General features: G+C 71.8%; 25 protein-coding genes. 12 read left to right on the forward strand and 13 right to left on the reverse strand.

From position 1 onward, the window contains the following. Positions 1-97 precede the first annotated feature (97 nt). From pncA to AB9M23_RS05420, 7 genes are all read right to left on the reverse strand, one after another. On the reverse strand, positions 98-748 hold the full coding sequence (pncA, locus tag AB9M23_RS05390) for a bifunctional nicotinamidase/pyrazinamidase (protein WP_372423129.1): 651 nt from the start codon (positions 746-748) through the stop codon (positions 98-100). A 101-nt stretch (positions 749-849) separates the two neighbouring features. Further along, positions 850-1923: a BMP family ABC transporter substrate-binding protein gene (locus AB9M23_RS05395; RefSeq protein WP_372423131.1), complete on the reverse strand. Its 1074-nt coding sequence runs from the start codon at positions 1921-1923 to the stop codon at positions 850-852. 37 nt (positions 1924-1960) lie between these two features. After that, complete coding sequence (locus tag AB9M23_RS05400) at positions 1961-2686, reverse strand: 3-keto-5-aminohexanoate cleavage protein (RefSeq protein ID WP_372423133.1); 726 nt, start codon at positions 2684-2686, stop codon at positions 1961-1963. A gap of 15 nt (positions 2687-2701) precedes the next feature. Beyond that, positions 2702-3619, reverse strand: a complete 918-nt coding sequence (locus AB9M23_RS05405) for an ABC transporter permease (protein ID WP_372423135.1) — start codon at positions 3617-3619, stop codon at positions 2702-2704. Then, complete coding sequence (locus AB9M23_RS05410; protein WP_372423137.1) at positions 3616-4695, reverse strand: ABC transporter permease; 1080 nt, start codon at positions 4693-4695, stop codon at positions 3616-3618. The genes AB9M23_RS05405 and AB9M23_RS05410 overlap by 4 nt, the downstream gene beginning before the upstream one ends. After that, complete coding sequence (locus AB9M23_RS05415; RefSeq protein ID WP_372423139.1) at positions 4695-6293, reverse strand: ABC transporter ATP-binding protein; 1599 nt, start codon at positions 6291-6293, stop codon at positions 4695-4697. The genes AB9M23_RS05410 and AB9M23_RS05415 overlap by 1 nt, the downstream gene beginning before the upstream one ends. 13 nt (positions 6294-6306) lie before the next feature. After that, complete coding sequence (locus AB9M23_RS05420) at positions 6307-7278, reverse strand: quinone oxidoreductase family protein (protein ID WP_372423140.1); 972 nt, start codon at positions 7276-7278, stop codon at positions 6307-6309. Positions 7279-7424: 146 nt separating this feature from the next. Here AB9M23_RS05420 and AB9M23_RS05425 point away from each other — a divergent pair, with 146 nt between their 5' ends. Further along, positions 7425-9122, forward strand: coding sequence for a SulP family inorganic anion transporter (locus AB9M23_RS05425; protein WP_372423142.1), 1698 nt, complete (start codon positions 7425-7427; stop codon positions 9120-9122). On the opposite strand, the gene AB9M23_RS05430 is transcribed toward AB9M23_RS05425, so the two are convergent. After that, positions 9091-10194 (reverse strand): AbrB family transcriptional regulator, encoded by a 1104-nt coding sequence (locus AB9M23_RS05430; protein ID WP_372423144.1) that lies wholly within the window; start codon positions 10192-10194, stop codon positions 9091-9093. The genes AB9M23_RS05425 and AB9M23_RS05430 overlap by 32 nt on opposite strands. Before the next feature lie 138 nt (positions 10195-10332). Continuing rightward, positions 10333-11553 (reverse strand): urate hydroxylase PuuD, encoded by a 1221-nt coding sequence (locus AB9M23_RS05435; RefSeq protein ID WP_372423145.1) that lies wholly within the window; start codon positions 11551-11553, stop codon positions 10333-10335. Between the two features lie 372 nt (positions 11554-11925). On the opposite strand from AB9M23_RS05435, the gene AB9M23_RS05440 reads away from it, so the two are divergent. Continuing rightward, positions 11926-13719 (forward strand): ABC transporter ATP-binding protein, encoded by a 1794-nt coding sequence (locus AB9M23_RS05440; RefSeq protein WP_372423147.1) that lies wholly within the window; start codon positions 11926-11928, stop codon positions 13717-13719. A 109-nt stretch (positions 13720-13828) separates the two neighbouring features. Further along, positions 13829-14957 (forward strand): peptide chain release factor 2 gene (prfB, locus tag AB9M23_RS05445; protein WP_372423149.1). Its coding sequence is split into 2 segments (ribosomal slippage): positions 13829-13897 and positions 13899-14957, totalling 1128 coding nucleotides; the frame shifts between segments, so codons are not numbered across the junction. 52 nt (positions 14958-15009) lie between these two features. Here prfB and AB9M23_RS05450 read toward each other — a convergent pair. Then, on the reverse strand, positions 15010-15594 hold the full coding sequence (locus tag AB9M23_RS05450; RefSeq protein ID WP_372423152.1) for a hemerythrin domain-containing protein: 585 nt from the start codon (positions 15592-15594) through the stop codon (positions 15010-15012). A 225-nt stretch (positions 15595-15819) separates the two neighbouring features. On the opposite strand from AB9M23_RS05450, the gene AB9M23_RS05455 reads away from it, so the two are divergent. From AB9M23_RS05455 to AB9M23_RS05465, 3 genes are all read left to right on the forward strand, one after another. Then, on the forward strand, positions 15820-16545 hold the full coding sequence (locus tag AB9M23_RS05455; RefSeq protein WP_372423154.1) for a hypothetical protein: 726 nt from the start codon (positions 15820-15822) through the stop codon (positions 16543-16545). 129 nt (positions 16546-16674) lie between these two features. Beyond that, positions 16675-17844: a mandelate racemase/muconate lactonizing enzyme family protein gene (locus tag AB9M23_RS05460; protein WP_372423156.1), complete on the forward strand. Its 1170-nt coding sequence runs from the start codon at positions 16675-16677 to the stop codon at positions 17842-17844. A 106-nt stretch (positions 17845-17950) separates the two neighbouring features. Continuing rightward, on the forward strand, positions 17951-18931 hold the full coding sequence (locus tag AB9M23_RS05465; RefSeq protein WP_372423158.1) for an ATP-grasp domain-containing protein: 981 nt from the start codon (positions 17951-17953) through the stop codon (positions 18929-18931). Between the two features lie 21 nt (positions 18932-18952). Here the strand turns inward: AB9M23_RS05465 and AB9M23_RS05470 are convergent, their stop codons facing one another. Next, positions 18953-19993 carry a DUF2336 domain-containing protein gene (locus tag AB9M23_RS05470; protein WP_372423160.1) on the reverse strand — a complete coding sequence of 347 codons (1041 nt, stop codon included), beginning with the start codon at positions 19991-19993 and terminating at the stop codon, positions 18953-18955. A gap of 89 nt (positions 19994-20082) precedes the next feature. Continuing rightward, positions 20083-21078: a methylmalonyl Co-A mutase-associated GTPase MeaB gene (gene meaB / locus AB9M23_RS05475; protein ID WP_372423162.1), complete on the reverse strand. Its 996-nt coding sequence runs from the start codon at positions 21076-21078 to the stop codon at positions 20083-20085. Positions 21079-21384: 306 nt separating this feature from the next. Between meaB and AB9M23_RS05480 the strand changes: the two genes are divergently transcribed. The 3 genes from AB9M23_RS05480 (at position 21385) to AB9M23_RS05490 (ending at position 23028) form a co-directional block, all read left to right on the forward strand. Further along, a complete protein-coding gene (locus AB9M23_RS05480) occupies positions 21385-21693 on the forward strand; it encodes a hypothetical protein (protein ID WP_372423164.1) in 309 nt (102 codons plus the stop codon). Positions 21694-21695: 2 nt separating this feature from the next. Continuing rightward, positions 21696-21944 (forward strand): hypothetical protein, encoded by a 249-nt coding sequence (locus AB9M23_RS05485; protein WP_372423166.1) that lies wholly within the window; start codon positions 21696-21698, stop codon positions 21942-21944. 82 nt (positions 21945-22026) lie between these two features. Next, positions 22027-23028 carry an alpha/beta hydrolase gene (locus tag AB9M23_RS05490; RefSeq protein WP_372423168.1) on the forward strand — a complete coding sequence of 334 codons (1002 nt, stop codon included), beginning with the start codon at positions 22027-22029 and terminating at the stop codon, positions 23026-23028. A gap of 24 nt (positions 23029-23052) precedes the next feature. Here the strand turns inward: AB9M23_RS05490 and AB9M23_RS05495 are convergent, their stop codons facing one another. Continuing rightward, entirely contained in the window at positions 23053-24279 is a 1227-nt protein-coding gene (locus tag AB9M23_RS05495) for a lytic murein transglycosylase (protein ID WP_372423169.1), read from the reverse strand. Positions 24280-24551: 272 nt separating this feature from the next. Between AB9M23_RS05495 and AB9M23_RS05500 the strand changes: the two genes are divergently transcribed. Genes AB9M23_RS05500 through AB9M23_RS05510 form a run of 3 tightly spaced genes read left to right on the forward strand, consistent with a single transcriptional unit; the run spans position 24552 to position 25963 of the window. Then, entirely contained in the window at positions 24552-24950 is a 399-nt protein-coding gene (locus tag AB9M23_RS05500; protein WP_372423171.1) for a DUF4260 domain-containing protein, read from the forward strand. Between the two features lie 4 nt (positions 24951-24954). Then, positions 24955-25521, forward strand: a complete 567-nt coding sequence (locus AB9M23_RS05505) for a TetR/AcrR family transcriptional regulator (protein ID WP_372423173.1) — start codon at positions 24955-24957, stop codon at positions 25519-25521. A gap of 4 nt (positions 25522-25525) precedes the next feature. Continuing rightward, positions 25526-25963: a GNAT family N-acetyltransferase gene (locus AB9M23_RS05510; RefSeq protein ID WP_372423175.1), complete on the forward strand. Its 438-nt coding sequence runs from the start codon at positions 25526-25528 to the stop codon at positions 25961-25963. Positions 25964-25965 lie beyond the last annotated feature (2 nt).

Here is a 25965-nt window from a genome sequence, read left to right on the forward strand (position 1 = left end):
CGTTCGTATTTTTTCGCTGTCGTTCGCCGCGAACTTACGCGGGCTCGCCGCGCGTTTCCACCCCCTTCGTCGGCCCCGATCGTTGGATCGGATCTCCTCAGGCGAGGAGGTCGCCCGTCTCGCAGATCGTGACGCCGGCGCGCTCCAGGTCGGCGAGCGCCTTCGCGAGCGAGCCGTCCTGGTCGATCGCGCGGCAGGCGTCGATCACGACGACGGTCTCGAAGCCTTCCGCGCGGGCGTCGAGAGCGGTCCAGGCGACGCAGAAGTCGGTGGCGAGCCCCACGCAGAAGACGCGCTCGAGCCCGCGCTCGCGCAGATAGCCGGCGAGGCCCGTCTGGGTGCGACGGTCCGCCTCGCGAAAGGCGGAGTAGCTGTCCACGTCCCTGTGGAAGCCCTTTCGGATGACGAGCTCGGCGGCGGTCGCGCAGTCGAGCGCGCGCGAGATCTCGGCGCCGCGCGAACCCTGGACGCAATGGTCCGGCCACAGCACCTGCGGCCCCCAGGGCATCTCGATCGTCTCGAACGGCGTCTTCCCGGGATGGCTCGAGGCGAAGGACGCGTGGTGGGGCGGGTGCCAGTCCTGGGTGAGCACCAGGTGCCCGCGGTGGCTGGCGAAGCGCCGTGCGAGCGCGTCGATCGGGGCGATCACGCCATCGCCGTTCTCCACCGCGAGCGCCCCGCCGGGCAGGAAGTCGTATTGCACGTCGATCGCGAGGAGCACGTCCTCCTCGCAGAGCGTCGGGTTCATCGGGCGCTCCCTCGGCGTTCTCGTCGGTGTCGTCGTCGTCGTGAGAGCGCGCGCGGCGTCGAACGCCGCGCGCGCGGGTGCCGGGACGCGCGCGGCGCGCCTCAGTTCGGCAGCTGGGCGTCGATGCCCTGGACGTAGAAGTTCATGCCGAGGATCTGGCCGTCGGAGAGCACGCCGTCGCCCTCGCAGGGGACTTCCGAGCCGTCCTGCATGAAGACCGGGCAGGTGAAGGTGTGCAGCTCGCCCGACGCGATCGCCGCCTCGGTCGCCTCGGCCATCGCCTTCACGTCGTCGGGCATGTTCTTGTATTCGGCCATCTCGACCATGCCGGAGTCGAGCCCGCCCCAGACGTCGCCGCTCTCCCAGGTGCCGTCGAGGACCGCCTGTACGCGCTGGACGTAGTAGTCGTTCCAGTTGTCGATGATCGAGGTCAGCTGCGCCTCGGGGGCGAAGCGCTCCATGTCGGAGGCTTGGCCGAAGCCGAGAGCGCCGCGGTCCGCGGCCGCCTGGAGCGGGGCGGGGCTGTCGGTGTGCTGGGTGATGACGTCGACGCCCTGGTCGAGGAGCGCGGTCGCGGCGTCGGCCTCGCGGGCGGGGTCGTACCAGGAGTTGACCCACACCACGCGCAGCTCGATGTCCGGGTCGATCGACTGCGCGCCGAGCATGAAGGCGTTGATGCCGGCGATGACCTCCGGGATCGGGAAGGCGCCGACGTAGCCGATCACGCCGCTCTCGGACATCCGCGCGGCGATCTGGCCGATGATGTAGCGGCCCTCGTGGAACTTCGCCGCGTAGGTGGCGAGGTTGTCGGCGCGCTTGTAGCCGGTGGCGTGCTCGAACTTCACGTCGGGATAGCGCTCGGCCACCGCGAGCGTCGGCTCCATGAAGCCGAAGGAGGTCGTGAAGATGATGTCGTGGCCGGTGCGGGCGAGCTGCTCGATGGCGCGCTCGGCGTCGGATTCCGGCACGCTCTCGACGAAGGTCGTCTCGACCCGGTCGCCGAACGCGGCCTCGACCGCCTGGCGGCCCTGGTCGTGCTGGTAGGACCAGCCGTGGTCGCCCACCGGGCCGACGTAGATGAAGCCGACCCTGGCGGTGTCCTGCTGCGCGACGGCAGCCGTCGCACCGATGGCGAGCGCCGCGACGGCGGCGATCAGCGAAGTCCCTGTCCTCATGACGACCTCTTGTTCTGGGGGTGAGCGACTTTGGCACTCATCCCGCGACCGTGCAACGGCGGCGCGCCGCCTGCACGAGCGCGGCGTTGCCGGGGGCGGGAGACCCGTCCGGCAGGACGAGCACGTCCTCGAGCCCGATGCGAAGATCGTGCCCGGCGCGCAGGGCGGCGGGCAGGAGCGGCCAGAAGCCGGTATCGAGGCCGTGCGACAGGATCGACCCCGACCAGCCGCCCTCGTCGAGCTCGGCGACGACGCCCTCGAAGGCGCCGAGCGCCTCGTCCTCGCCCTGCTCGTTGATCTCGACGAGAACCCGCAGCACCCGGTGCGCCCACGGTTCGTGCAGGAAGCGCGCGACGTCGCCGCGCGACCAGAGGCCCGCCTCGATATCGATGCCCATTTCCTGGGCGAGTGCCGCGACTTCGGGCGCATCGTTCTCGGACAGGTTGATCGAGACGTAGTCCGGCTCGACCCGCCAGCCGCGCATCGCCGAGAGCCTCGCCGCGCCGCCGGGCGCGATCCAGGCGCCCGTGGAGACGCCGACGGGTATGCCGGGGCAGGCGGCGCGGATCGCGTCCAGCGCCGCCGCGACTGCCCGGGGCTCCAGCGTCTCGACGCCTGCATCGTCGCGCGGATGCACGTGCAGCGCGCCCACCCCCGCGGCGACGACCGACGCGGCATCGGCGGCGAGGTCCTCCGGCGTCAGCGGGACCGCGGGGTGCTCGGCGCGGGTGCGGGCGCCGTTGAGGGCGGCTTGGAGGAGCATGCGGGCCTCCGCGGGTCAGCGATCCGGCACGAACGGCGTCCCCAGCGACCCCGGCGCCCCCACGGCCCGGCCCCTGCGGATCGACAGCAGCACCAGCGCGAGGATCGTCGCGATGTAGGGCGCGGCGGCGAGAAGCTGCGAGGGGAGGGCGACCTGGGCGGCCTGGGCGTGGAGCTGGAGCACGGTCGCCGTGCCGAAGACGAGCGCCCCGACGAGCGCCCACGTCGGGCGCCACGCGGCGAAGACGACGAGCGCCACCGCGATCCAGCCGCGCCCCGCGGTCATGTTCGGCGACCAGAAGCGGGTGTAGACGAGCGACAGATACGCGCCCGCGAGCCCGGCGCAGAGGCCGCCGAAGATCACCGCGTACACGCGCATCCTCAGGACCGGCAGGCCGAGCGCGTGGGCGGAGACGTGGTTCTCGCCGATCGAGCGCAGGCGCAGGCCCGTGCGCGTGCGCGCCAGGAAGAAGGCGACGCCGGCGACGAGGCCGAAGGCGACGTAGACGAGCGGGTCCTGCGAGAACAGCGCGTGGCCGACGAGCGGCAGGTCGGACAGGACGGGAATCGGCCATTCCTCGACGCGCGGGCGCGTCTGCCCCACGAAGGGCGCGCCGATGAGGCCCGACAGGCCGAGCCCGAAGATGGTGAGCGCCAGCCCCGCGCCGACCTGGTTCGCCGCGAAGCCCAGCACCGCGAGCGCGAAGAGCGCCGCCATCAGCCCGCCGGCGAGCATGCCCATGGCGATGCCGACGAGCGTCGAATCGAAGGTGAAGGCGGCGGCGAAGGCGCACACGGCGCCCATCGCCATCATGCCCTCGACGCCGAGGTTGAGGACGCCGGCGCGCTCGGCCACGAGCTCGCCGATGGCGGCGATCAGGAGCGGCGTCGAGGCGGCGACGATGGTGAAGAGAATGGCCTCGAACGTCGTCATGCGCGCGCCCCCGCCTGTCTCACGAGCCTCGGCCGATAGCTCACCAGCGCGTCCGCCGTGAGCACGCACAGGAGGACGAGGCCCTGGAAGGCGACCGTGAGGTCGAAGGGCAGGCGCAGCAGGATCTGCGCGTTCTCGCCGCCGATGAAGGTGAGCGCCAGCACCAGCCCCGCGGCGAGGATGCCCCAGGGGTTGAGCCGGCCGAGGAAGGCCACCGTGATCGCCGTGAAGCCGTAGCCGGGCGAGATGTCCGGGATGACGCGCGCGATCTGGCCCGACACCTCGGCGATGCCGGCGAGCCCGGCGAGGCCTCCCGAGATCAGGAAGACGATCAGCGTCGTGCGCCTGGCGTCGAAACCCGCGAAGCGCGCGGCGCGCGGCGCGTCGCCGGTGAGCTTGAGGCGGTAGCCGAAGAGCGTGCGGCCGAGCACCACCGCGGTGATCACGACCGCGATCACCGCGAAGACGACGCCGACGTGCACGCGGTCGAGCCCGGGGATCTCGGGCAGGCGCGCCGCGCTCTCGAAGACGACGGATTGCGGGAAGTTGAAGCCGCCGGGGTCGCGCCAGGGGCCGCGGGCGAGCCAGTCGAGGAAGAGCTCGGCGACGTAGACGAGGAAGAGCGAGGTGAGGATCTCGCTCACGCCAAAGCGCACCTTCAGGAAGGCGGGAACCGCTCCCCAGGCCGCGCCGCCGGCGATGCCGGCGAGCATCATCGCCGGCAGGAGCCAGGGGCCGGGATCGCTGCCGTGCGTGGCGAGCGCCAGCGCCGAGCCGGCGATGCCCCCCATGACGAATTGCCCCTCCGCGCCGATGTTCCACAGCCCGGCGCGGAAGCAGTAGGACAGGCCGATCGCGATCAGGATCAGCGGCGTCGCCTTCACCAGCATGGCGCGCAGCGACCAGGGGTCGCCGAGCGGCTGGAGGATGTAGACCTCGAAGGCCGAGACGGGCGACTTGCCCATCAGCGCCACGACGAGCCCCGCGACGAGGAAGGCGACGACGAGCGCGGCGAGCGGCGCCAGCGCGCGGGCGACGGGGGAGGGATCGGTGCGGGGGATCAGCTCGATGCGCATCAGGCGGGCTCCCGCGCCAGCGCCGCGTCGGCCTCGTCGTGCGCGCCGATCATCTCCAGCCCGATCGCCTCGCGCGTCCAGGCGGAGGCGGGGCGAAGCGGCGAGAGGCGCCCGTCGGAGATCACCGCCATGCGGTCGGCGATCTCGAACAGCTCGTCCAGATCCTGGCTGATCACGAGCACGGCGGCTCCCTTCGCGGCGAGGTCGACGAGCGCCTGGCGGATGAGGCGCGCGGCGCCGGCGTCGACGCCCCAGGTGGGCTGGTCGACGACGAGGAGCGTCGGCCCGCGCAGGATCTCGCGCCCGACGACGAACTTCTGCAGGTTCCCGCCCGAGAGCTTGCGTGCGGCGGGGTCGTCCGACGGCGTGCGCACGTCGAAATGCGCGACGACCGAGCGCGCGATCCGCGCGGCTTCCGAGAAGGCGACGAAGCCGGCCTTCACGAGCCCGCTCGTGGCGTGATGGGAGAGGACCGTGTTGTCGGACAGCCCGTGGCTCGGCGCGGCGGCGTGGCCGAGACGCTCCTCCGGCACGAAGGCCGCGCCGAGCCGCCGGCGCGCGTCGATGCCGAGCCGTCCGGCGCCGGTGCCGGCGACGACGACGTCCCCGGCGTTCGGCGCGAGCCGCTCGCCGGACAGCGCGGCGAAGAGCTCGCTCTGGCCGTTTCCGGCGACGCCGGCGATGCCGACGACCTCGCCCGCGCGCACCGAGAGCGCGACGTCGACGAGAGGCTTGCCGTGCAGCGCCTCCGGCGGCAGCGAGAGGGACTCCACCCGCAGCACCTCCTCGCCGGCGCCCTTGGAGAGGTGGGCCCGCACCTCGCCGACCTCGCTGCCGACCATGAGGGCCGCGATCTCGCGGGCGCTGCTCGCCCGCGGGTCGAGCGTCGCGACGACCTTGCCGCCGCGCAGGATCGTCGCCGCCCGGCACAGGCGGCGCACCTCCTCGAGCTTGTGGGAGATGTAGAGGATCGCCGTGCCGGCGTCCGACAGGCGGGTGAGCGTCTCGAACAGCCGCTCGCTCTCCTGGGGCGTGAGCACCGAGGTCGGCTCGTCGAGCACGATCAGGCGCGGCTTCTGCATCAGGCAGCGCACGATCTCGATGCGCTGGCGCTCGCCCGCCGAGAGCGTCCACACCGCGCGGTCGGGCTCCAGCGCGAGGCCCCAGCCGCGCGAGACCTCCGCGAGCTCGGTGCGCACCGCGTCGAAGGCGCGATCGGGGAGGGCGACGGCGACGTTCTCGGCCACCGTCATCTCCTCGAACAGCGAGAAGTGCTGGAACACCATGCCGATGCCGAGCGCCCTGGCCGCGACGGGTGAGGGGATCGAGACCGGGCGTCCCTCCCACAGGATCTCGCCCGCGGTCGGCTCGATCACGCCGTAGAGGATCTTGACCAGCGTCGACTTGCCGGCGCCGTTCTCGCCGAGCAGCGCGTGGATCTCGCCCGGCGCCAGCGCGAGGTCGACACCGTCGTTGGCGAGGAGGTCGCCGTAGCGCTTCGAGACGCCGCGCAGGGAGACCAGCGCGGGCGTGCCGTCGCCGAGGGTGACGGGGGCGGGCGAGGAGGTAGCGGTGGAGGCGGGAGCGGCGTCGGCCAAGGTCGTGGCGATCTCAGGGCGTGAGGACGGTGGCGCCGGTGGTCTTGCGCCCTTCGAGCGCGCGATGCACGTCACCGACGTCGGCGAGCGCCGCGCGGCCGTGGACCGGGATCTCGACGGCGCCGCTCGCGACGACGTCGAACAGGTCCTGCGCGGTCGCGACGAGGTCCTCGCGCTTGGCGACGTAGGTGAACAACGTCGGCCGCGTGGCGAAGAGCGAGCCCTTCTGGGCGAGGAGCCCGATGTCGAACGCCTCGACCTTGCCCGACGCCGAGCCGTAGCTCGCGAACATGCCGAGCGGGGCGAGGCAGTCGAGCGAGCCGGGGAAGGTCGCCTTGCCGACGCCGTCGTAGACGACCCGGCACTTGGCGCCCTTCGTGATCTCGGCGACGCGCTCGGGGAAGCTCTCCGCGGTATAGTCGATGACGTGGTCGCAGCCCTTGGCGCGGGCGAGTTCGCCCTTCTCCGGCGAGCCGACCGTCCCGATCACGGTCGCGCCGAGGTGCTTGGCCCATTGCACCAGGATGAGCCCGACGCCGCCGGCGGCGGCGTGGACGAGCACGGTGTCCCCCGCCTTCACGCGGTAGGTGCGCCGCAGCAGGTATTGCGCCGTCATGCCCTTGAGCATCATGGCGGCGGCCTGCTCGTCCGAGATCCCGTCGGGTATCTTCACGAGCCGGTCGGCGTCGATGAGGCGCGCCTGCGCATACGCGCCGAGCCCTGCGGCATAGGCGACGCGGTCGCCGGGGGCGAGGTCGCTCACCCCCTCGCCGACGGCCTCGACCACGCCCGCGCCCTCGTTGCCCGGGGTGAAGGGGAGGGGGGCCGGGTAGGCGCCGGTGCGGAAGTAGACGTCGATGAAGTTGACGCCGATCGCCGTGTGCCTCACGCGCGCCTGGCCCGGCCCGGGCGCGCCGATCTCGACCTCCTCCAGCGCCATCACCTCAGGCCCGCCTACGGCATGGATCCGAATCGCCTTGGTCATCGGCTCTACCTCCTCGTTCGCCCGCGATCATAGGGAGGGGGCGGGCCGCGCGGCAATGCCGAAGCGGACGGGCCGCACGACGCACCTGCGAAAGAGGCAGTTGTCGTGCCATGATACGGCCGCGAGGGGGAGCACGGCCGTTGCACATGATCGAGCCGCAGGACGAACGACACCGAGCCTGGCCGAGGGACTTCACGCCCAAGCTCGTGACGGTGCTGCGCGAGGGTTACGGGCGCGCGGCGCTCGGGCGCGACGCGCTCGCGGGGCTGACGGTGGCGATCGTCGCGCTGCCGTTGTCGATGGCCATCGCCATCGCATCGGGCGCGAGCCCCGAGAGCGGACTCTACGCGGCGATCGTCGGCGGCGCCATCGTCTCGGCGCTGGGCGGCTCGCGCTACCAGATCGGCGGGCCGGCGGGCGCCTTCATCGTGCTCGTCGCGGCCATCATCGCCCGCCACGGCTTCGACGGCTTCCTCCTCGCCACCATGATCGCCGGGCTGATCCTCGTCGCGCTCGGTGCGCTCAGGCTCGGCACCTACATCCGCTACATTCCCCATCCGGTGATCGTGGGCTTCACGGCGGGCATCGCGGCCATCATTTTCGTGAGCCAGCTGAAGGATCTCTTCGGCATCACGCTCGCGGGGCCGGAGCCCGGCCCCGTGCTCGACAAGCTCGGGGCGCTCGTCGCCGCGGCGGGGAGCGCGAGCCCGCTCGCGATCGCGCTCTCTGCGGCGACGATCGCCGTGATCGTCGGCGTGAAGCGCCTGGCGCCCACCGCGCCGGGCATGCTGATCGCGGTGGCGCTCGCGGCGGCAGCGACGGCCGCGTTCGACCTGCCGGTCGAGACGATCGGCACGCGTTTCGGCGGCATCCCCGGCGGCCTGCCCGCGCCGTCGCTTCCCGCGATCTCCTGGGAGCGGGTGATCGAGGTCCTCCCGGACGCCTTCGCCATCGCGCTCCTCGGCGGCATCGAATCGCTGCTCTCCGCGGTGGTGGCCGACGGGATGAGCGGGCGTCGCCATCGCTCGAACATGGAGCTCGTGGCGCAGGGGGTGGCCAACATCGGCTCGGCGCTGTTCGGCGGCCTGTGCGTCACCGGCACGATCGCGCGCACGGCGACGAACGTGCGCTCGGGCGCGGTTGGGCCGGTGGCGGGCATCCTGCACGCGGGCTTCCTGCTCGGCTTCATGCTCGCCGCGGCGCCGCTCGCGTCGCACGTACCGCTCGCCGCGCTCGCGGGCGTTCTCGTCCTCGTCGCCTGGAACATGGCGGAGAAGCACGAGTTCGCGGCGATCCTGCGCCGCTCGCGCTCGGAGTCCGTGGTGCTGCTGGCCACCTTCCTCGTCGTCGTCTTCCGGGATCTCACCGAGGGTATCCTCGTCGGCGTCGTGCTCGGCGCCTTCGTGTTCATGCACCGCATGGCGACGATGGTGGGCGTCGAAGGCGGAGAGACGGGATCCACGTCCGAGCCCGACGAGAGCGAGACGGCGAGCGGGCGTGACGTGATGGTCTACCGATTCACCGGCCCGCTCTTCTTCGCGGCCTCCTCGACGGTCGCCGCCGCGCTGGAGCGGATCGGGCGGGTGCCTCCGGCGGTGGTACTCGACCTCTCCGCGGTCCCGCTCGTCGATTCCTCGGCGGCGCACGAGCTCGAAGGCTTCGTCGCGCGGGTGCGCGGGGGAGGGGCGATCGTGGTGATCGCCGGCGCGCGGCCGGAGTTGCGCCGCTTCCTCGCCCGCGTCGGGCTCAAGCCCCCGGTCGTGCGCTACGCCGCGAGCGTCGCCGCCGCGCGCGCCGATGCCGAGCGCGCGCTCAGGTCTTCCCCGAGCGATCCCGGTTCATGAGCGCGAAGACCGGCCCCGCCCCGGCCATGACGAGGACGATGCGGATGATGTGATGGGCCGCGACGAAGGCGACCTCCGTCTGCACGGCGATGGCGACGAGGCTCATCTCCGCGAGTCCGCCGGGGGAGTAGGCGAGGATCAGCGGCACGGTGCCGAGACCCATGATCCTCCCGACCACGCTCGCGAAGGCCAGCGTGATCGCCAGCAGCAGGATCGTCGAGCCGACGGAGAGCGCGAGAATGCGCAGGATCTCCCGCGGCGGCGTGCCGAGGAAGCGCGCGCCGATCGTCACGCCGAGCACGACCTGCGCGCCCGCGACGATCTCCACCGGCGGCTGGAAGTCGCTCACGCCGGTCACGTGGACGCCGGCGCTGACCAGCATCGGGCCGAGCAGGACCTTGGCGGGGAGCCGCAGGACGTGGCCGAGGAAGGCGCCGGCGAGGCCGCAGACGAGGATCCACGCCTCCGCCGAGAGCGGCGCGTCGAGGATCGAGGGCCCCGCCGGAGGGCGGGCGCCGAGCGACACGCCCTCTACCCACTGGATGAGGAACGGCAGCGTCATCACGACGAGCAGGATGCGTGCGGAGTGGATCAAGGCGATGGTGCGCCCGTCGCCGCCCTTCGCCTCCCCCACGATGACCATCTCGACGAGCCCGCCGGGCATGCCGGAGAAGTAGGCCGTCACCGGATCGAAGCGCGCGACGATGCGGAAGTAGGCCACCACGACGAGACCCGAGACGGCGACGAACGCGGCGAGCCCGATCGTCGAGATCACCCACTCGTCGAGGCGGCCGATCACGTCCGGGGTGAACGCGGCCCCGAGCAGCACGCCGATGACGGCGCTCATCGGCGGGCGCACGACCGCCGGCGCGGCGATCGGCGCGCGCACGAGGGCCGCGAGCGTGCAGACCGTCATCGGGCCGAGCATCCAGGGCAGCGGCAGGCCGGCTCGGTAGAAGACCCATCCGCCGAGCGCGCCGAGCAGGAGGGCCGCGAGGAAGCGCAGGTAGGGGAAGCGGGAGGGCGCCATCTTCGCGAAGCCGCCGCGAAGTTCGGCCAGGAAGCTGCCCACCCGTCTCTCCTCCTCGTACGCCCTATCCGTCACCCCACCGTCTAGCGGAGCCGGCGCGCGAACGCACGCGCGCGGACGCCCATGCGGCCCGGGCATGCGGCCGGCGCAAGGCTGCGGCCGATCGCGGGGCGTGCGACCTCAGCGCGCCGAAACCTCCTCCAGCCACGCGGCGACGAGGCGGCGCTCGTCCGGGGTCATGCCGGTGATGTTGTTGGGCGGCATCGCGTCGGTGAGGACCGACTGCGCGCGGATGGCGCCGGCGTGGCGCAGGATGTCGTCGGGGCTCTCGAAACGCATGTCCTTGGGCGGCGAGGCGAGGCCCGGCCAGGCGGGCTCGGTGGCGTGGCACATGGCGCAGCGCCCCTGGACGACGAGCATCGCTTCCTGGAAGGCGGCCGTCTGGGCCTCCGGCCGATCGGCGCCGGCGTTCCAGTCGACGGTGTCGAAGCTCGGCCGCCCGGCGACCGACAGGAATGCGGCCACCGCGAGCGCCGCCGCCGCGCCACCCCAGGTCCACCAGACGTATCCCTTGCCCGCGTGCATCGTGTTGAAGAAGTGGCGCACCAGCGCGCCCGAGACGATCACCATCGCGACGATCGCGGGGGCGTACGCGCTCGTCCAGGCGAGCGGGTAGTGCGTGCCGAGCATCAGGAAGAGCACCGGCAGGGTCAGGTAGTTGTTGTGCAGCGAGCGCTGCTTGGCCTGCTTGCCGAGCGCGGGATCGGGCTCGCGCCCCGCCATCAGGTCGGCGACGACGATCTTCTGGTTGGGGATGATGACGAGGAAGACGGACGCGGACATCCACGTCGCGATCATCGCGCCCGTATGCAGGAAGGCGGCGCGGTCCGAGAAGACCTGCAGGAAGGCCACGTTCATCGCGATGATGAAGGCGAACAGCACCGCGCCCAGTGCGACGTCGTTGCGGCCGAGCGGCGACTTGCACAGCCCGTCATAGACGACCCAGGAGAACGCCAGCGCGCCGATGCCCAGGAGTGCCGCCTGCCAGGGCGCCAGCGCGAGCTTCGCCGGGTCGACGGTGTAGAGGTCCGCCTGGACGTAGTAGATCCACACGATCAGGAAGAAGCCCGTCAGCCAGGTGGCGTAGCTCTCCCACTTGAACCAGGTCAGCTCGCGCGGCAGTTCCGGGGGCGCGACGAGGTACTTCTGCATCCGGTAGAAGCCGCCGCCGTGCACCTGCCAGGTCTCGCCGCCCACGCCCTTCGGCAGGCCGTCGCGCTTCCGAAGCGAGAGGTCGAGGGCGATGAAGTAGAAGGACGAGCCGATCCAGGCGACGGCGGCGATGACGTGGATCCAGCGGCCGAGCTGGCTCGCCCATTCGGTGGTGACGGCGTCGATCATGGCGGTGCTGCGCTGCGGTACGGGAGATGCGAGCCTAGAGAAGCGGCGCGCGCGGGGGAAGTGGGCGTTTTCGCGCGCGGCTGGCGGCCCGCTGCAACATAGGTGTCTTGCCCTGGGCTGCCGCCTCGTGTACGAACGCCGCCGTCGAAACCTGACGGATCGGGAGGTGCGCATGGACGTGTGCAAGATCATCCTCCCGGCGCTGCCCTCGACGGATCGGACCTTCAGGGACCGGATCCCTCGCTGAGCCCGCGCCGGACCGCGGACCACGCGTCCGGCCATTCTCATCGCAGCACTCGATCCGAATTCCGGGCGGCGCGCCTCGCGCCCGCCTCGTCCGTCAGGAGCCGGCCCCCGCGGCCGGAAGCATCGATGTCCCTCCGTACCGAACGTCGCGGCGACCCGCTGCGCGACATCGTCCGTTTCGTCGCCTCTCACTGGCGCCGACGGCTGACCGCCACGCTCGTCATCGTCGGCGGCATGATCCTCTCGACGCTCGCCGAGATCGCCGTCCCGTACTTCGCCGGGCGGATCATCGACGCGGTCGCGCTCGGCGCGCAGACGCCCGGTGCGGGCCGAGCGGCCCTCCTCGCGCTCGTGGCCACCGTCGTCCTCGGCATTGTCTCCGTCGCCTTCCGCCACAAGGCCTTCCGCGGCCTGGAGCGGCTGACGATCTTCGTCATGAGCGACGTCGCCCGCGAGAGCTTCGCGCGCGTCCAGCGCTTCTCGTCGGACTGGCACGCGAGCAACTTCGCGGGCTCGACCGTGCGCAAGATCACCCGCGGCATCTGGGCGATCGACACGTTCAGCGACACCGTGCTCGTCGCGCTCCTGCCGTCCGCCGTGGTGCTGGTGGGCACGATCCTGCTCATGAGCGTGCAATGGCCGATCATGGGCGCGGTGGTGCTCGTGGGCGCGATCGCCTACGTCGGCACGGTCGCGCTCCTGTCGAGCCGCTGGGTCGCGCCGCGCGCGCGGCTCGCCAACGCGCAGGACACGCGCATGGGCGGGCTGCTGGCCGACGCGATCGGCTGCAACGCCGTCGTCAAGGCCTTCGGCGCCGAGGACCGCGAGGACGTGCGGCTCCAGCGGCTGCTCGACAAGTGGCGCGCGCGCACCCGCGGCGCCTGGATGCGCTACTCGACCACCTGGAGCACGCAGCTCGCGATCCTCGTCGTGCTGCGCGCGGCGGTGCTCGGCATCGCGCTGTGGCTGTGGTGGCGCGGGCAGGCCACCGCCGGCGACATCGCCTACGTGCTGACCGCCTTCCTGGTCGTGAACGGGTACCTCCGCGAGGTCGGCATGCACCTCAACAACCTGCGCCAGTCGGTGAACGAGATGGAGGAGCTCGTTGCCATCATGCAGGCGCCGCTGGGCGTCGTCGATCGGCCGGACGCGCAGCCGATCGCGATCTCCCGCGGCGAGATCGCCTTCGAGGACGTCACCTTCCACTACAAGGGCCACGACGCGCCGCTCTTCCGGGATCTCTCGGTGCGCATCGCGCCCGGCGAGCGGGTGGGGCTCGTCGGGCGCTCGGGCTCGGGCAAGTCGACCTTCGTCAAGCTGATCCAGCGCCTGTACGACATCGAGGCGGGGCGGGTGGCGATCGACGGGCAGGACGTGGCGGCGGCGACGCAGGCCTCCCTGCGCGGGCAGATCGCCATCGTGCCGCAGGAGCCGATCCTGTTCCACCGCTCGCTCGCCGAGAACATCGCCTACGCGCGCCCGGGCGCGCGGCCGGACGAGATCGAGGCCGCGGCGCGGCTCGCCAACGCCCACGACTTCATCGCTCGTCTGCCCAAGGGCTACGAGACCCATGTCGGCGAGCGGGGCGTGAAGCTCTCCGGCGGCGAGCGCCAGCGCGTGGCGCTCGCCCGCGCCTTCCTGGCGGACGCGCCGATCCTGATCCTGGACGAGGCGACCTCGAGCCTGGATTCGGAGAGCGAGCGGCTCATCCAGGAGGCGATGGAGCGGCTGATGAAGGGCCGCACGGCGATCGTCATCGCCCACCGTCTGTCGACGGTGCGCACGCTCGACCGCATCCTCGTCTTCGACCGCGGCCGCATCGTGGAGGAGGGGCCGCACGGCGCGCTCCTCGGCCTGCCCGACGGCGTGTACCGCCGGCTGTTCGAGGCGCAGGCGGAGGACATGACCCGGGCGGCGTGAGCCGAGGCCCGGGTTTACACCCGAGCCGCCTTCCATATATCACCGGGCGGCGCGGCCCCGACGGGCCGCGCCGCCGTTTCACCCCGCCACAGCCGAGCTTCGAGGGCCCATGCGCGCCGAGATCGAACAGCTGGTCGAGACCGCCAAGCAGTCCATAGGGCTGCTGAGGAGGCATCTTTGACTGGGATACCGCACAACGCCGCCTCGCGGAGCTGAACGCCGCCTCCGAGAACCCCGAACTCTGGAACGACCCCGAGGCCGCGCAGAAGCTGATGCGCGAGCGCACCACGCTCGAGGATTCGATCGCGGCCATCACCCGCCTCGAGCAGGAGCTCGACGACGCGATCACGCTCATCGAACTCGGCGGCGCCGAGGACGACGAGGCGACCGTGCAGGAGGGCGAGGCCGCCATCCGCGGCATCGAGGCGGAAGCGCAGCGCCGGCAGGTCGAGAGCCTGCTCTCGGGCGAGGCGGACGCGAACGACACCTACCTCGAGGTTCATTCCGGCGCCGGCGGCACCGAGAGCCAGGACTGGGCCCAGATGCTCCAGCGCATGTACATGCGCTGGGCCGACAAGCACGGCTTCAAGGTCGAGGTGATGGAGATCGCCGAGGGCGAGGAGGCGGGCATCAAGGGCGCGACCGTGATGATCAAGGGCCACAACGCCTACGGCTGGCTCAAGACCGAATCGGGCGTGCACCGGCTGGTGCGCATCTCGCCCTACGATTCCGCCGCGCGCCGGCACACCTCCTTCGCCTCGGTGTGGGTCTACCCCGTCGTCGACGACCGGATCGACATCCAGGTCAACGAGAGCGACTGCCGCATCGACACGTACCGCGCCTCCGGCGCCGGCGGCCAGCACATCAACACGACCGATTCCGCCGTGCGCATCACGCACCTCCCCACCGGCATCGTGGTCGCCTGCCAGCAGGAGCGCTCCCAGCACAAGAACCGGGCCAAGGCCTGGGACATGCTGCGCGCGCGTCTCTACGAGGCCGAGCTGAAGAAGCGCGAGGAGAAGGCCAACGCCGAGAGCGCCTCGAAGACCGACATCGGCTGGGGCCACCAGATCCGCTCCTACGTGCTCCAGCCATACCAGCTAGTGAAGGACCTGCGCACGGGAACACAGTCGACGAGCCCCGACGACGTGCTCGACGGCGACCTCGATCCGTTCATGGAGGCGGCGCTCGCGCAGCGGGTGTACGGCACGACGGCGGACGTCGAGGACGTGGATTGAGCGGGGGCGATCGCGCGAGGGGGCGCGCGCCGCGCCGCCCCTTCGGCACGCCTCAGATCCCCAGCCCGCCCTCCGTCCGGTCGAGGATCATCGGGATGATCAGGTCCTCCTCGTCGTCGAGGTGGCGCAGCAGGCTCGCGAGCAGGCGGTCCGCCTGGTCGGCGTAGGCATCGGCCGCGCGGCGCAGGGCGTCCTGGTCGGTCTCGGGCGCGACGAGCAAGGCGCGGGCGCGCTCGGCGGTGACCTCGAGCGCGTGGTGGATCGCCTCGTGGTCGCCCTCCAGCACGTCGAAGCCGCGCACGAGCCGCGCGTCCGCCGCGCGGAAGAGCGGGAAATAGGCGTGATCCTCGATCTGGTGGTGCCCCTCCAGCTCGCCGAGGAAGAGCCGCAGCCGCGGCGCGAACCACCCCCGGAACGGCCCCGCCGCCACCTCGCCCTCGCGCAGCGCCTTCGTCGCGCCCTGGAGCGCGCCGCCCAGCTCGCGGAACATGTCGTGCTTGGCGATCCAGAACCGCGCGGTGGCGCCCAGATTCGGATGCGCCGGCCAGACCTCCCGCGGGTAGCGGTCGAGCAGCACGCGCAGGTCGGCGGGCCAGCCGAGGCGCGTGTCGAGGTCGAGGGGGGTGTGTGCGGTCATGGGCGGGCTCCAGCGTCCGGCTGTGAAATAGATGGCCCCTGCGGACCCGGAAAGCTCATCCGCGCCCTGCACAGATGCGCTTGCTGGGGTGCAAGATTCCAGCGTGCCAAGAGAACGGGGGAGGCCGTCTCTCCGGCTCGGTCCAGAGCTTTGCGAGGGTATTTGCAATCGCAACTTGATGATTTTAGATTGGTCTCGAGAAAATGATCGATCTGGAGGTCGCCCATGTTCGGCAGGATCTACATTCTCGCTGCGTTCCTCATGCCGCTCTTCGTGACCGCTTCCGTCGCTCAGGTCATGACCGAGGCCCCAGGCTGGCGCCAGCAAGCCGTCGATCATCTGACGAAGGGCGGTTCTGCGATCATCGAGAGCGATCTGACCGGCAGCGGCCTGAGATGCGTCCGAATGAACAACTATGGCTGCATCATGCAGCCGTCGGGCGACACCTGGAACGGAAGCATCGGACGAGACAGCGTCGGGCATGCCGTGTTCAGCTCACCGGAATGGTCGATCCGGGCTGTCGTCCGGGACTATTGCTCGAAGCACGCACGTGGCGTTCGGTCTGCACTGGCCTTGTCCGAAGCCTACTCCCCCTGGTGCGACACGCTCGGTACCGTCGGTGTTCGTGGCAACTGGGGCCGTTCGTGCCGAACCGGCCCTCAGCCACCGCCGGACTTCGGCGGTCCGCTCTGCTCACGACCCGCGGATGGCGAGCCCGCGCCCGGCCAATGCGCGAGCTGCAACTGCCCCTCGCGGGTGGCCGAACGGCTGGTCGCGGGTCTCGGCATGTCGGTCACCGAGCCGCTCGGTCTCTTCGCCGAGGACGGAACCCCCGATGCCGATCGCCTGAAGTCGGTCCTGCGCAACAAGATGCGTGTCGAGCTCGGCGGGTTCATGCCGACCGATGCCGTTCTCGATCAGGGAATCGATCTTCACGGTCCCTGCGCCTGACGCGCGCCGGCATTCGCGGCGTTGCGGTGTCGGCACCCCGGTCCCAACCCCGTCTTCCCACGCCTTCGCCTTCCCCCGCGTCCCCCGCGCCCCTATCCTCCGCGCCCCATCCCCCGCCCGGAGCCCCCGATGAAGATCACCGCCATCCGCGACGTCGTCGCGCCCATCAAGTCGCAGATCGCCAACGCCTACATCGACTTCTCGCTGATGACGGCCTCGGTGGTGGCGATCGAGACGGATCTCGTCGTGGAGGGGCGGCGCGTCGTCGGCTACGGGTTCAACTCGAACGGCCGCTATGCGCCGCAAGGCCTCCTGCGCGAGCGCTTCATCCCGCGGCTGCGCGAGGCGGCGCCCGACGCCTACCAGGGGGCGGACGGGTTCATCGACCCGCACAAGGCCTGGGACCTGATGATGAAGAACGAGAAGCCGGGCGGGCACGGGGAGCGCTCGGTGGCGGTGGGCGTGCTCGACATGGCGCTATGGGACGCGCTGGCGAAGGCGCACCGGGTGCCGCTCTGGCGGCTCCTGGCCGATCGTCACAATGACGGGCGCGCCGACGAGACCGCCTGGGTCTACGCCGCGGGCGGCTACTACCATCCCGGCAAGGGGCTCGACGCGCTCGCCGACGAGATGCGCTCCTACCTCGACCGGGGCTATTCCACGGTGAAGATGAAGGTCGGCCTCGTGCCGCTCGCGGAGGATCTCGCCCGCATCGAGGCCGTGCTCGACGTGCTCGGCGGGGACGGGTCGCGGCTGTGCGTGGACGTCAACGGCCGCTTCTCGCTCGAGGAGGCGATCCGCTTCGGCCGGGCGATCGCACCCTACGGCCTGCGCTGGTACGAGGAGCCGCTCGATCCGCTCGACTACCTTGAGCACGCCGCGCTCGCCACGCTCTACGCGCCGACCTTGGCGACGGGCGAGAACCTGTTCTCGCACCAGGACGCGCGCAACCTGATCCGGCACGGGGGCCTGAGGCCGGATCGCGACATCCTGCAGTTCGACCCGGCGCTCTCCTACGGGCTCGTGGAGTACCTGCGCACCCTCGACGTGCTCGCCGCCCACGGCTGGTCGCGGCGGCGCTGCGTGCCCCACGGCGGGCACCAGTTCGCGCTGAACATCGCGGTGGGGCTGGGGCTCGGCGGCAACGAGAGCTACCCGGACGTGTTCGCCCCCTTCGGCGGCTTCGCCGACGGCACGCCGGTCGTCGACGGCCGCATCGCGATGCCGGACGTGCCGGGCGTCGGCTTCGAGGCGAAGAGCGCGCTGTGGGCTGTGATGCGGCCGCTGGGGGAGGGGTAAAATCCGCCCGCGTGAGTGAAATTATGCAAAACACGTTCGTGATCGGATTTACTCTTCAATTCCGGCCGTCGGCGGGTTATCTCCTCCTCGCCACAGGAGAAACGCCATGCCCGCCGCCCGCACCCCGAAGGTCCACGTCATCCACGAGAACGACGCCTGGGTCGTGCCGCTTCGCGCGGCCTTCGCGGAACTGGGTACGCCCTACCAGGAGTGGTTCCTCGACCGCGGCGTGCTCGACCTGCGCGAGGCGCCGCCGGAGGGCGTGTTCTACAACCGCATGAGCGCGTCGTCGCACACGCGCGGCCATCGCCATGCGCCCGAGTACACCGCCGCCGTGCTCGCCTGGCTCGAGCGCCACGGACGCACGGTGGTGAACGACAGCCGCGCGCTGCGGCTGGAGGTGTCCAAGGTCGCGCAGTACGAGGCGCTCGCCGCCCACGGCATCGCGACGCCGGACACGCTCGCGGTCGTCGGTCGGGAACACATCGCCGATGCGGCCGAGCGGCTCGGCTTCCCGCTGATCCTCAAGCACAACCGCGGCGGCAAGGGGCTCGGCGTGCGGCTGTTCCTGTCGGCGGCGGCGCTCGCGGAGCACCTCGCCTCGGAGGATTTCGAGGAGCCGCTCGACGGGATCACCCTCGTGCAGCGCTACGTGCAGGCGCCCGAGCCCTTCGTGACGCGCCTCGAATTCGTCGGCGGGCGCTTCCTCTACGCGGTGCGGGTCGACACGTCCGAGGGCTTCGAGCTGTGCCCGGCGGATGCGTGCTCGATCGAGGCCGCCCGCGAAACGGCCGCGATCGGGGACGCCGCCTGCCCGGCGGTGGCGCCGGCGGACAAGTTCACCGTCGTGCCGGGCTACGAGAACCCGGACATACCGGCGCTCGAGCGGATGCTGGCCGAGAACGGCATCGGGATCGCCGGGATCGAGGTCATCGAGGACGCGACCGGCCGGCGCTTCGCCTACGACGTCAACACGAACACGAACTACAATCCGCAGGCGGAAGCCAAGGCCGGCGTCTCCGGCATGCGCGCCATCGCCCGCCACCTCGACGGCCTGCTCGCCCGGGAACGGCGCGCGGCGGCGTAGAGCGCGCGGACAGGCGGCCCCTCAGGACACCTTCGCGCGCATCTTGAGGAACCGCATCGCCCGCTCGGACGTCTCGGCCGGCAGCGTCCCGTAGCCGGCGACGTCCGCGTCGATGCCGGCCTCGGGCAGGCCGAGCCGCTTCGTGCGCAGCTCGAGCACCTTGCGGAAGGCCTCGGCGCCGAGGCCGAGCGCCTTGCAGGCGACCGCGATGCCCGAGGTCTCCGGCTGGAGCAGGGCGCGCAGGGCCTGGGCGTTGGGGATGTCCGAGAAGGTCGAGATCACCTGGGCGAGGTCGAAGGCGCGGTCGTCGCGGGCGAGGATCGAGACGACGTCGTCGACCGTGCGCCGTCCGTCCTTGAGGTCGGCGACGAGCAGCTTGAGCTCGAGCCGGCGCTCGCGCGCCTCGCGCACGACGCGCTTGGGCGCATCGCCGGAGATGAGCTCGACCTGGTGCCCGGCGTCCGACTTCTGCGCCGCCTGGGCGGCGATCTGGAGGACGCGGCGTGCCTGGGAGACGGGCAGGCTCTCGCGGCGGCTCTCGAGGTTCTGGCGCACGGCGGCGTCGCGCCCGCCGCGCTCGACGAGCCTCTCGAAGCCGCGATCGGAGAAGGCGGCGCCCTCGTTGCCGGAGACGGTGCGCAGCACCTGCTTGTCGCCGCGGTCCACCAGGATCTCGGTGACGTTCTCCGAGAGCGTCGCGCGCTCGGCGATGGCGTGGAGGTGGGCCTGGGAATGCGTCACCGCGATCGCCGCGAGGTCGGCGTCGGTGAGGACGGGGGAGAGCTTGAGCACGAGGCGCGCGACGTCGGCATCGGGGTCGCCGGCGAGCGTCGTCGCGACGGCCCGGGGGAGTTGCGGCTCCGCTGCGACGCGGTCCGCGTAGTCCTTGCGGTCGGGGGTGTCCATCTTCTCGAGCGAGCGGTTGGCGATGTCCGAGAAGTGCTCCTGCGCCCCCTCGCTCGGCTCGGAATCGTGCAGGAACAGATCCGTGACCGCGTTGAGGAGACGCCTGCGCCCCTCCGATGACGCATCCGTCGATAGGCGCGCCAGCTCGTCCAGCATCGTCGTGTACTCCCCGGGGTATCCTCGCTGTCCAGAACTAGACGATCTTCTCGAATCTCCGGTTAACTCGACCACCCCAACGCAGGCGATCACAGGCCGAGATGTCGCGCCACCTGCTCGGCCGCCGCCGTGGGCGAGGTCTCGCCGGCCCCGACCGCTCGTTCGAGCCGCGCGAGCAGGTCGCGGGTCCCCGCGTCGCCCGTGAGGCGGGCGCGCAGGCGCTCGTCGACGAGCGCCCACATCCACTTCACGTCCTGGCGTCGGCGCCGCTCGGCGAGGAGGCCCTTCGCTTCGTGGCGGGCGCGATGGTCGAGGACGCGCGCCCAGACGTCGTCGAGCCCCGCGCCGGAGAGGCCCGAGCAGGTCACGACGGGCGGTGTCCACAGGGGCGAGGCCGGAGCCAGGATGGAGAGCGCGGTGCGATACTCCGCCGCCGCCCGGCGCGCGCGCCCGGCGTTCTCCTCCTCGGCCTTGTTGACCGCGATCATGTCGGCGATCTCGAGCACGCCCTTCTTGATCCCCTGCAGCTCGTCGCCCGCCCCCGGCAGCATCAGCACCAGGAAGAAGTCGGTGAGATCCGCCACCGCCGTCTCGGACTGGCCCACGCCGACGGTCTCGACCAGCACCACGTCGAAGCCCGCGGCCTCGCACAGGAGCATCGTCTCGCGGGTGCGCGCGGCGACGCCGCCGAGCGTGCCGGAGGAAGGGGAGGGGCGCACGAAGGCGTTCGGATCGACGGCCAGGCGCGCCATGCGCGTCTTGTCGCCGAGGATCGAGCCGCCGGTGCGCGAGGAGCTGGGATCGACGGCGAGCACCGCCAGCCGATGACCGCGCGCGGTCAACATCGTGCCGAGCGAATCGATGAGGGTCGACTTGCCCACCCCCGGCACGCCGGTGATTCCCACCCGCACGGCGGCGCCGGTGCGCGGGAGAAGCGAGTCGATGAGCGTCGCCGCTGCGATGCGGCGGTCGGGCCGCTTCGATTCGACGAGCGTGATGGCCCGGGCGAGCGCCGCGCGGTCCCCCGCCAGGAGCTTCGCCTCCAGGCTCGCGACGTCGAGAGCGGGCTTGTCCACGGCGGCCATGGCGCGTCGCCTCCTTCGCCGCGGAACGCGGCACCGTCGCCCGGGTTACCGCGTCGAGCAGCGAAGCGCGAGAGCCGTTCTCGCGTCCTCCGCGGATTGGCCGCGGGACTTCTTCATGAGAACAGGATGCACGTCATGCATCCACATTATCGGCTCCCCGCATCGAGCCCGCACCCCGGCGGTGTGTTCCGCCTAGAGCCGTGCAGTGTTGTTCAGATGCGTTAGTCGAACGTCGCATCTTGCATATCAGCGCGTCTTCGTTTATGTAGTGGGTGGTTTTCGATGCAGAAAGAGCATTGTAGGACGATGAGCAACGACAAGCTGTTCAATCCGCTCGGGATCGCCGTCCCCGGCTACACGGGGAGCCCGCGGCTTCCCGGCGAGCGGCCGTCCGATGCCGAGTTCCAGCAGGCGCTCGCGCAGCCGCAGGCGCAGCAGGGAAGCGAGGCGCCCCGTCAGGGTCCGCTCGTCGCGGGCGCGCCCGTGCAGCAGGCCGCCGCTCCGCCGCAGAACGTCCCGCCGACGACCATCGCCGCCGGCTATTCGGCCTGGTCGGCCCGCAACGCGGACGACATCACCTCGCAGTACCTGAACAACTTCCAGCAGGAGGCCTGAGCATGGCGGCGCGCGCCCCCAACCGCGAGATCTTCGCCCGCCTGCTCTACGTCCGCGAGGTCGGCTCCGAAGACCAGCGCAATGCCGCCAACGCGCGGCTCGCGCTGCTGCGCGACGCGTTCAACACCGATAAGCGCTTCCCCTCCTCGCGCCCGGTCATGGCCGCGGTGGAGACCGAGTGCTGGACCTGGTGGCACGAGATCTCGACGGAGCCCGCCGCCCACCCGCAGAGGGCGCCCGCGCTGGTCTGATCCGCCCTGCGACGGCCGCACCCTCGCCACGATCGCGGCGCAGTGAGCGCGGGTCCCCCGCGCACCGCACGGCCGCCGCACCATGACCTCTCCGACGACCGTTCCCGCACCGCCGCCGCGTCCCGCGCCTCGCCTCGCCGCGCTGGGTCTCGCGCTGGCGCTCGGCGCCTGCAACCTCGCCGGCGCCACGGCTCCGAACGCCGCGAGTGCCGGGTCCCAGACCCTGCTCGTGGCGACGACGCGCGCGCCCGCCGCCGATGCGGGCGCCTCGCCCTTCTTCGTCGCCGAGCGCGGCGCGGGGCTCGCCTTCGCGCAGGCCACGCTCGCGCCGCCGAGCTCGGGCGTGCTCGCCTCGCTCTCGCCCTTCGACGCCCGGTGGGGCGTCGTGGGCGTCGGCCCCGTCGTGCGCGCCGAGCCCGCCGAGGCCTTCGCCCGCGCCGCGGTGGGGCGCGACGTGCTGATCTACGTCCACGGCTTTCGCGAAACCTTCGAGACGGCGGCCGCGGGCGCCGCCGAGCTCGCGGCGGGCATCGGCTTTCGCGGCGCCAGCGGGCTGTTCACCTGGCCCTCCGGCGGCGCCACCTTCGACTACGGCTACGATCGCGAGAGCGCGCTTTGGTCGCGCGACGCGCTGGAGGAGCTGATCCTCACCCTCGCGCGCAGCGAGAGTGGAGGGCGCGTGCACATCGTCGCCCATTCCATGGGCTCGTTGCTGACCCTGGAGACGCTGCGCTCCGTGCGCGCCAGCGGGGGTGACGCGGCGATGGCGCGGATCGGCGCCGTGGTGCTGGCCTCTCCCGACGTCGACATCGACCTGTTCGCGCAGGGGGTCGAGCGGCTCGGCGTCGACGCGCAGCGCATCACGGTCATCAGCGCCCGGAACGACCGCGCGCTGGCGCTCTCGCGACGCCTCGCCGGCGGCGTGGTGCGGGCGGGGGCGGCGGATCGCGAGCGGCTCGCCGGGCTCGGCGTGCGCGTGGCGGACGCGTCCGAGTTCGGCTCGGGCGTCCTCAACCACGACCTGTTCCTGCGCGATCCCGACGTGCGTGCCGTCGTCGCGCGTGCCATCGAGAGGTCACGCTGACGGGTGCCGCGGCCGGCTGCGGCCTCAGCCGCCCGCGCGCAACGCGTCGAGGAAGCGCCGGCCGGCGCGCCCGGTGGGCTCCTGGCCGAGGCGCACCTGCACGTCCTTGATCGCCTCGCGGGTCTTGGAGCCGATGATCCCGTCGACGTCGCCGATGGCGTAGCCGCGGCGCAGGAGCTGGACCTGCACCTCGCGGCGTTCCTCGCGCGACAGCGGCGGATCGTCCGTCGGCCAGGGCGTCTGGATGCCGGGGCGGCCTGCGAGGCGGTCGGACAGGAGCGCTATGGCGAGCGCGTAGGACTCTGCCTGATTGTAGGAGAAGATCGCGTCGAAGTTCCGGAACACGACCCAGGCCGGCCCGTTCGTGCCCGACGGCGCCAGAATAGCGGCCTGGCCGGGCCCGGTCAGCGCGCCTCCGTCGATCCGCCGCACGCCCATGCCGGCGAAGTCGGACAGGGCCCGTTTGTTTCGCCGCCCGGTGCGGCTCTCCGGGAAGCCCGCCGGCAGGCGCACCTCGTAGCCCCAGGGCTCGCCCGCCCGCCAGTTGGAGCGTGCGAGGTAGTTCGCCGTCGAGCCCAGCGCGTCGACCGTCGAGCCGACGATGTCGCGCCTGCCGTCACCGTCGAAATCGACCGCGAGGCGCTGGTACGTCGAGGGTATGAACTGCGTCTGGCCGAAGGCGCCCGCCCACGAGCCGGTGAGCTGCTCGACCGGGATCTCGCCACGCTCCAGGATCTGGAGGGTGGCGAACAGCTCGCCGCGGAAGAAGCTCTGGCGCCGACCGAAGCACGATAGGGTGGAGAGCGACTGCAGCAGCGGGCGCTTGCCCATGTTGCGGCCGTAGTTCGACTCGACGCCCCAGATCGCGACGATCACGTGGCGATCGACACCCCAGCGCTCCTGCGCCAACGCCAGGGCGTTGGGGTACTGCGCCATCGCCCGCCGTCCGTCCTCGACACGCTCCTCGTCGACGAGACCGGCGATGTAGTCCCAGATCGCGGTGCGGAACTCCGGCTGCCGATCGAGCAGCTCGAGCAGGCTCATGTCCGGCTCGACGCTCGCGAGCGCGCGGTCGAAGGTCGCGGTCGAGACGTTGTTGCGGGCGGCCTGGCCGCGCAGCTCGGACAGGCAGGAGCGGAATTGCGCCTGCGCCGCAGCGGGCGCGGGGAGGGCGGTCGCGCCGGCCGTCGCGGCGAGGCCGAGGGCGAGGAGCGCGCGCAGCGCGCGGGGGAGGGGAGGTCGCTTGATCATGACGTCTGGATGCTGGGCGAACATGGTGAACGAATGACTAACGGACCGTTTTTCTCCGCCGGCATCGAACCCGCTCGCGCGCGGCCTCCGCGAACCCCGGGCGGCCCGCCGCGTTCGCCCCTTCCGGATCGAGGAGGCGAACATGGCCGACAGAATCCACGACGACGATACCGCGCGCCGCGCCGCGGTGCGGGCGAACGACGGCGGAAAGAGTTGACGGAGAAGAAGGATATGAGTATTAGCCTTCGCCATCGATGACGGAGGTGGTGGTGATGGCTTCGGGCGGCGCGATGCGAAGTCTCCTGCGTGCGGAGGGGCTCGCCGCCCTGTGCGCGGCAGTCGCGCTCTATGCATGGCTCGACGCGCCGTGGTGGGCGTTCGCCGCCGGGTTCCTGTTGCCGGATCTCGCCATCCTCGCGTATCTGGCGAATGCCCGCGTCGGCGCCCTCGTCTACAACATGGCTCACTCCTATGTCGGGCCGGTGGCGCTCGGCCTCGTCGGCCTCCACGTCGACCTGCAAGTCGGCCCCGCTCTCCTCGCGGCGGCGGCCGTTTGGACGTCTCACATCGGCTTCGACCGGGCGCTCGGCTACGGCCTCAAGCATGCGAGCGGCTTCGCCGACACGCATCTGGGTCCGATCGGGCGCGCCGACCGCGTTCGGAAGGCGTGAGCGGATGCCCGCGCCCGCCAAGACGAGCGACGCCGCGATCCTCGTGGCCGCGCGCCGGATCCTCGAGGCGCACGGGCTCGGCGCGTTGACGATGCAGGCCGTGGCGGACGCGGTCGGGGTGCGCCCGCCGTCGCTCTACAAGCGGTTCGAGGGCCGCGAGGCGCTCCTCGCCGCCCTCGAGTCCGACACGCTCGCGCGCCTGGGGGCGATGCTGGGCGAGGCCGCCCTCGGGCGCGCCCCGCTCGCCGCGCTGGAGGCGCAGGCCCACGCCTTCCGACGCTTCGCCCGCGAGAACCCGCACGCCTACGCGCAGATCTACGCGCCGGAGGCGACACGCGGCGTGGAGGTCGACGCGGCGCGGCGCGATGCCGTCGCTCCCGCGCTGGAGGCTCTCGCCGCGCTGGTCGGTGCGGGCAGGGCGCTCGCCGCCGCGCGGACGCTCACCGCCTACCTGCACGGCTTCGTCTCGATCGAGAACGCGGGGCTGTTTCGCCTCGGGGGCGACGTCGACGAGGCCTTCCGTGCCGGAATCGAACTCATCCTGCGCGGAATCGAGACGGGAGATGCATAGCCCCATGACGATCCGCCCCTACGACGCCGCCCGCGACGCGGACGCCTGCCTCGCCGTCTGGCGCGACGCCTCGCGTGCGGGGCACCCCTTCCTCGGCGAGAACGCCCTCGCTGCCGACGCGGTCCTCGTGCGCGACGTCTACCTGCCGAAGGCGGAGATCGCCGTCGCCGAGGAGGACGGGCGGGTGGTGGGCTTCGTGGCGCTCCTCGGCGACATCGTGGGCGGCCTGTTCGTCGATCCGGCGTGGCACGGGCGGGGGATCGGTCGCGCGCTCGTGCTCCATGCGGCCGAGCGGAAGGGCGGGCTCGCCGTCGACGTGTACGAGGCGAACACCGGCGCGCGCGCTTTCTATCGGCGGCTCGGCTTCGTCGAGAAGGGGCGGCAGGAGACCGACAGCCGCAACAGGCCGCATCCGCTCCTGCGCCTGCGGCGCCCCGGCTGATC

Origin of the sequence: Salinarimonas chemoclinalis, from assembly GCF_041514305.1 — a bacterium.
Classification (GTDB): Bacteria; Pseudomonadota; Alphaproteobacteria; order Rhizobiales; family Beijerinckiaceae; genus Salinarimonas; species Salinarimonas chemoclinalis.

Coding starts and splice junctions, on each gene's coding strand:
- AB9M23_RS05495 (WP_372423169.1), bottom strand. CDS start 24,279: ATGATCAAGCGACCTCCCCTCCCCCGCGCGCTGCGCGCGCTCCTCGCC.
- AB9M23_RS05470 (WP_372423160.1), bottom strand. CDS start 19,993: ATGCTGGACGAGCTGGCGCGCCTATCGACGGATGCGTCATCGGAGGGG.
- AB9M23_RS05400 (WP_372423133.1), bottom strand. CDS start 2,686: ATGCTCCTCCAAGCCGCCCTCAACGGCGCCCGCACCCGCGCCGAGCAC.
- AB9M23_RS05465 (WP_372423158.1), top strand. CDS start 17,951: ATGCCCGCCGCCCGCACCCCGAAGGTCCACGTCATCCACGAGAACGAC.
- AB9M23_RS05490 (WP_372423168.1), top strand. CDS start 22,027: ATGACCTCTCCGACGACCGTTCCCGCACCGCCGCCGCGTCCCGCGCCT.
- AB9M23_RS05425 (WP_372423142.1), top strand. CDS start 7,425: ATGATCGAGCCGCAGGACGAACGACACCGAGCCTGGCCGAGGGACTTC.
- AB9M23_RS05460 (WP_372423156.1), top strand. CDS start 16,675: ATGAAGATCACCGCCATCCGCGACGTCGTCGCGCCCATCAAGTCGCAG.
- AB9M23_RS05510 (WP_372423175.1), top strand. CDS start 25,526: ATGACGATCCGCCCCTACGACGCCGCCCGCGACGCGGACGCCTGCCTC.
- AB9M23_RS05480 (WP_372423164.1), top strand. CDS start 21,385: ATGAGCAACGACAAGCTGTTCAATCCGCTCGGGATCGCCGTCCCCGGC.
- AB9M23_RS05435 (WP_372423145.1), bottom strand. CDS start 11,553: ATGATCGACGCCGTCACCACCGAATGGGCGAGCCAGCTCGGCCGCTGG.
- meaB (WP_372423162.1), bottom strand. CDS start 21,078: ATGGCCGCCGTGGACAAGCCCGCTCTCGACGTCGCGAGCCTGGAGGCG.
- AB9M23_RS05440 (WP_372423147.1), top strand. CDS start 11,926: ATGTCCCTCCGTACCGAACGTCGCGGCGACCCGCTGCGCGACATCGTC.
- AB9M23_RS05420 (WP_372423140.1), bottom strand. CDS start 7,278: ATGACCAAGGCGATTCGGATCCATGCCGTAGGCGGGCCTGAGGTGATG.
- AB9M23_RS05485 (WP_372423166.1), top strand. CDS start 21,696: ATGGCGGCGCGCGCCCCCAACCGCGAGATCTTCGCCCGCCTGCTCTAC.
- AB9M23_RS05405 (WP_372423135.1), bottom strand. CDS start 3,619: ATGACGACGTTCGAGGCCATTCTCTTCACCATCGTCGCCGCCTCGACG.
- AB9M23_RS05455 (WP_372423154.1), top strand. CDS start 15,820: ATGTTCGGCAGGATCTACATTCTCGCTGCGTTCCTCATGCCGCTCTTC.
- AB9M23_RS05395 (WP_372423131.1), bottom strand. CDS start 1,923: ATGAGGACAGGGACTTCGCTGATCGCCGCCGTCGCGGCGCTCGCCATC.
- AB9M23_RS05505 (WP_372423173.1), top strand. CDS start 24,955: ATGCCCGCGCCCGCCAAGACGAGCGACGCCGCGATCCTCGTGGCCGCG.
- AB9M23_RS05450 (WP_372423152.1), bottom strand. CDS start 15,594: ATGACCGCACACACCCCCCTCGACCTCGACACGCGCCTCGGCTGGCCC.
- AB9M23_RS05410 (WP_372423137.1), bottom strand. CDS start 4,695: ATGCGCATCGAGCTGATCCCCCGCACCGATCCCTCCCCCGTCGCCCGC.
- pncA (WP_372423129.1), bottom strand. CDS start 748: ATGAACCCGACGCTCTGCGAGGAGGACGTGCTCCTCGCGATCGACGTG.
- AB9M23_RS05500 (WP_372423171.1), top strand. CDS start 24,552: ATGGCTTCGGGCGGCGCGATGCGAAGTCTCCTGCGTGCGGAGGGGCTC.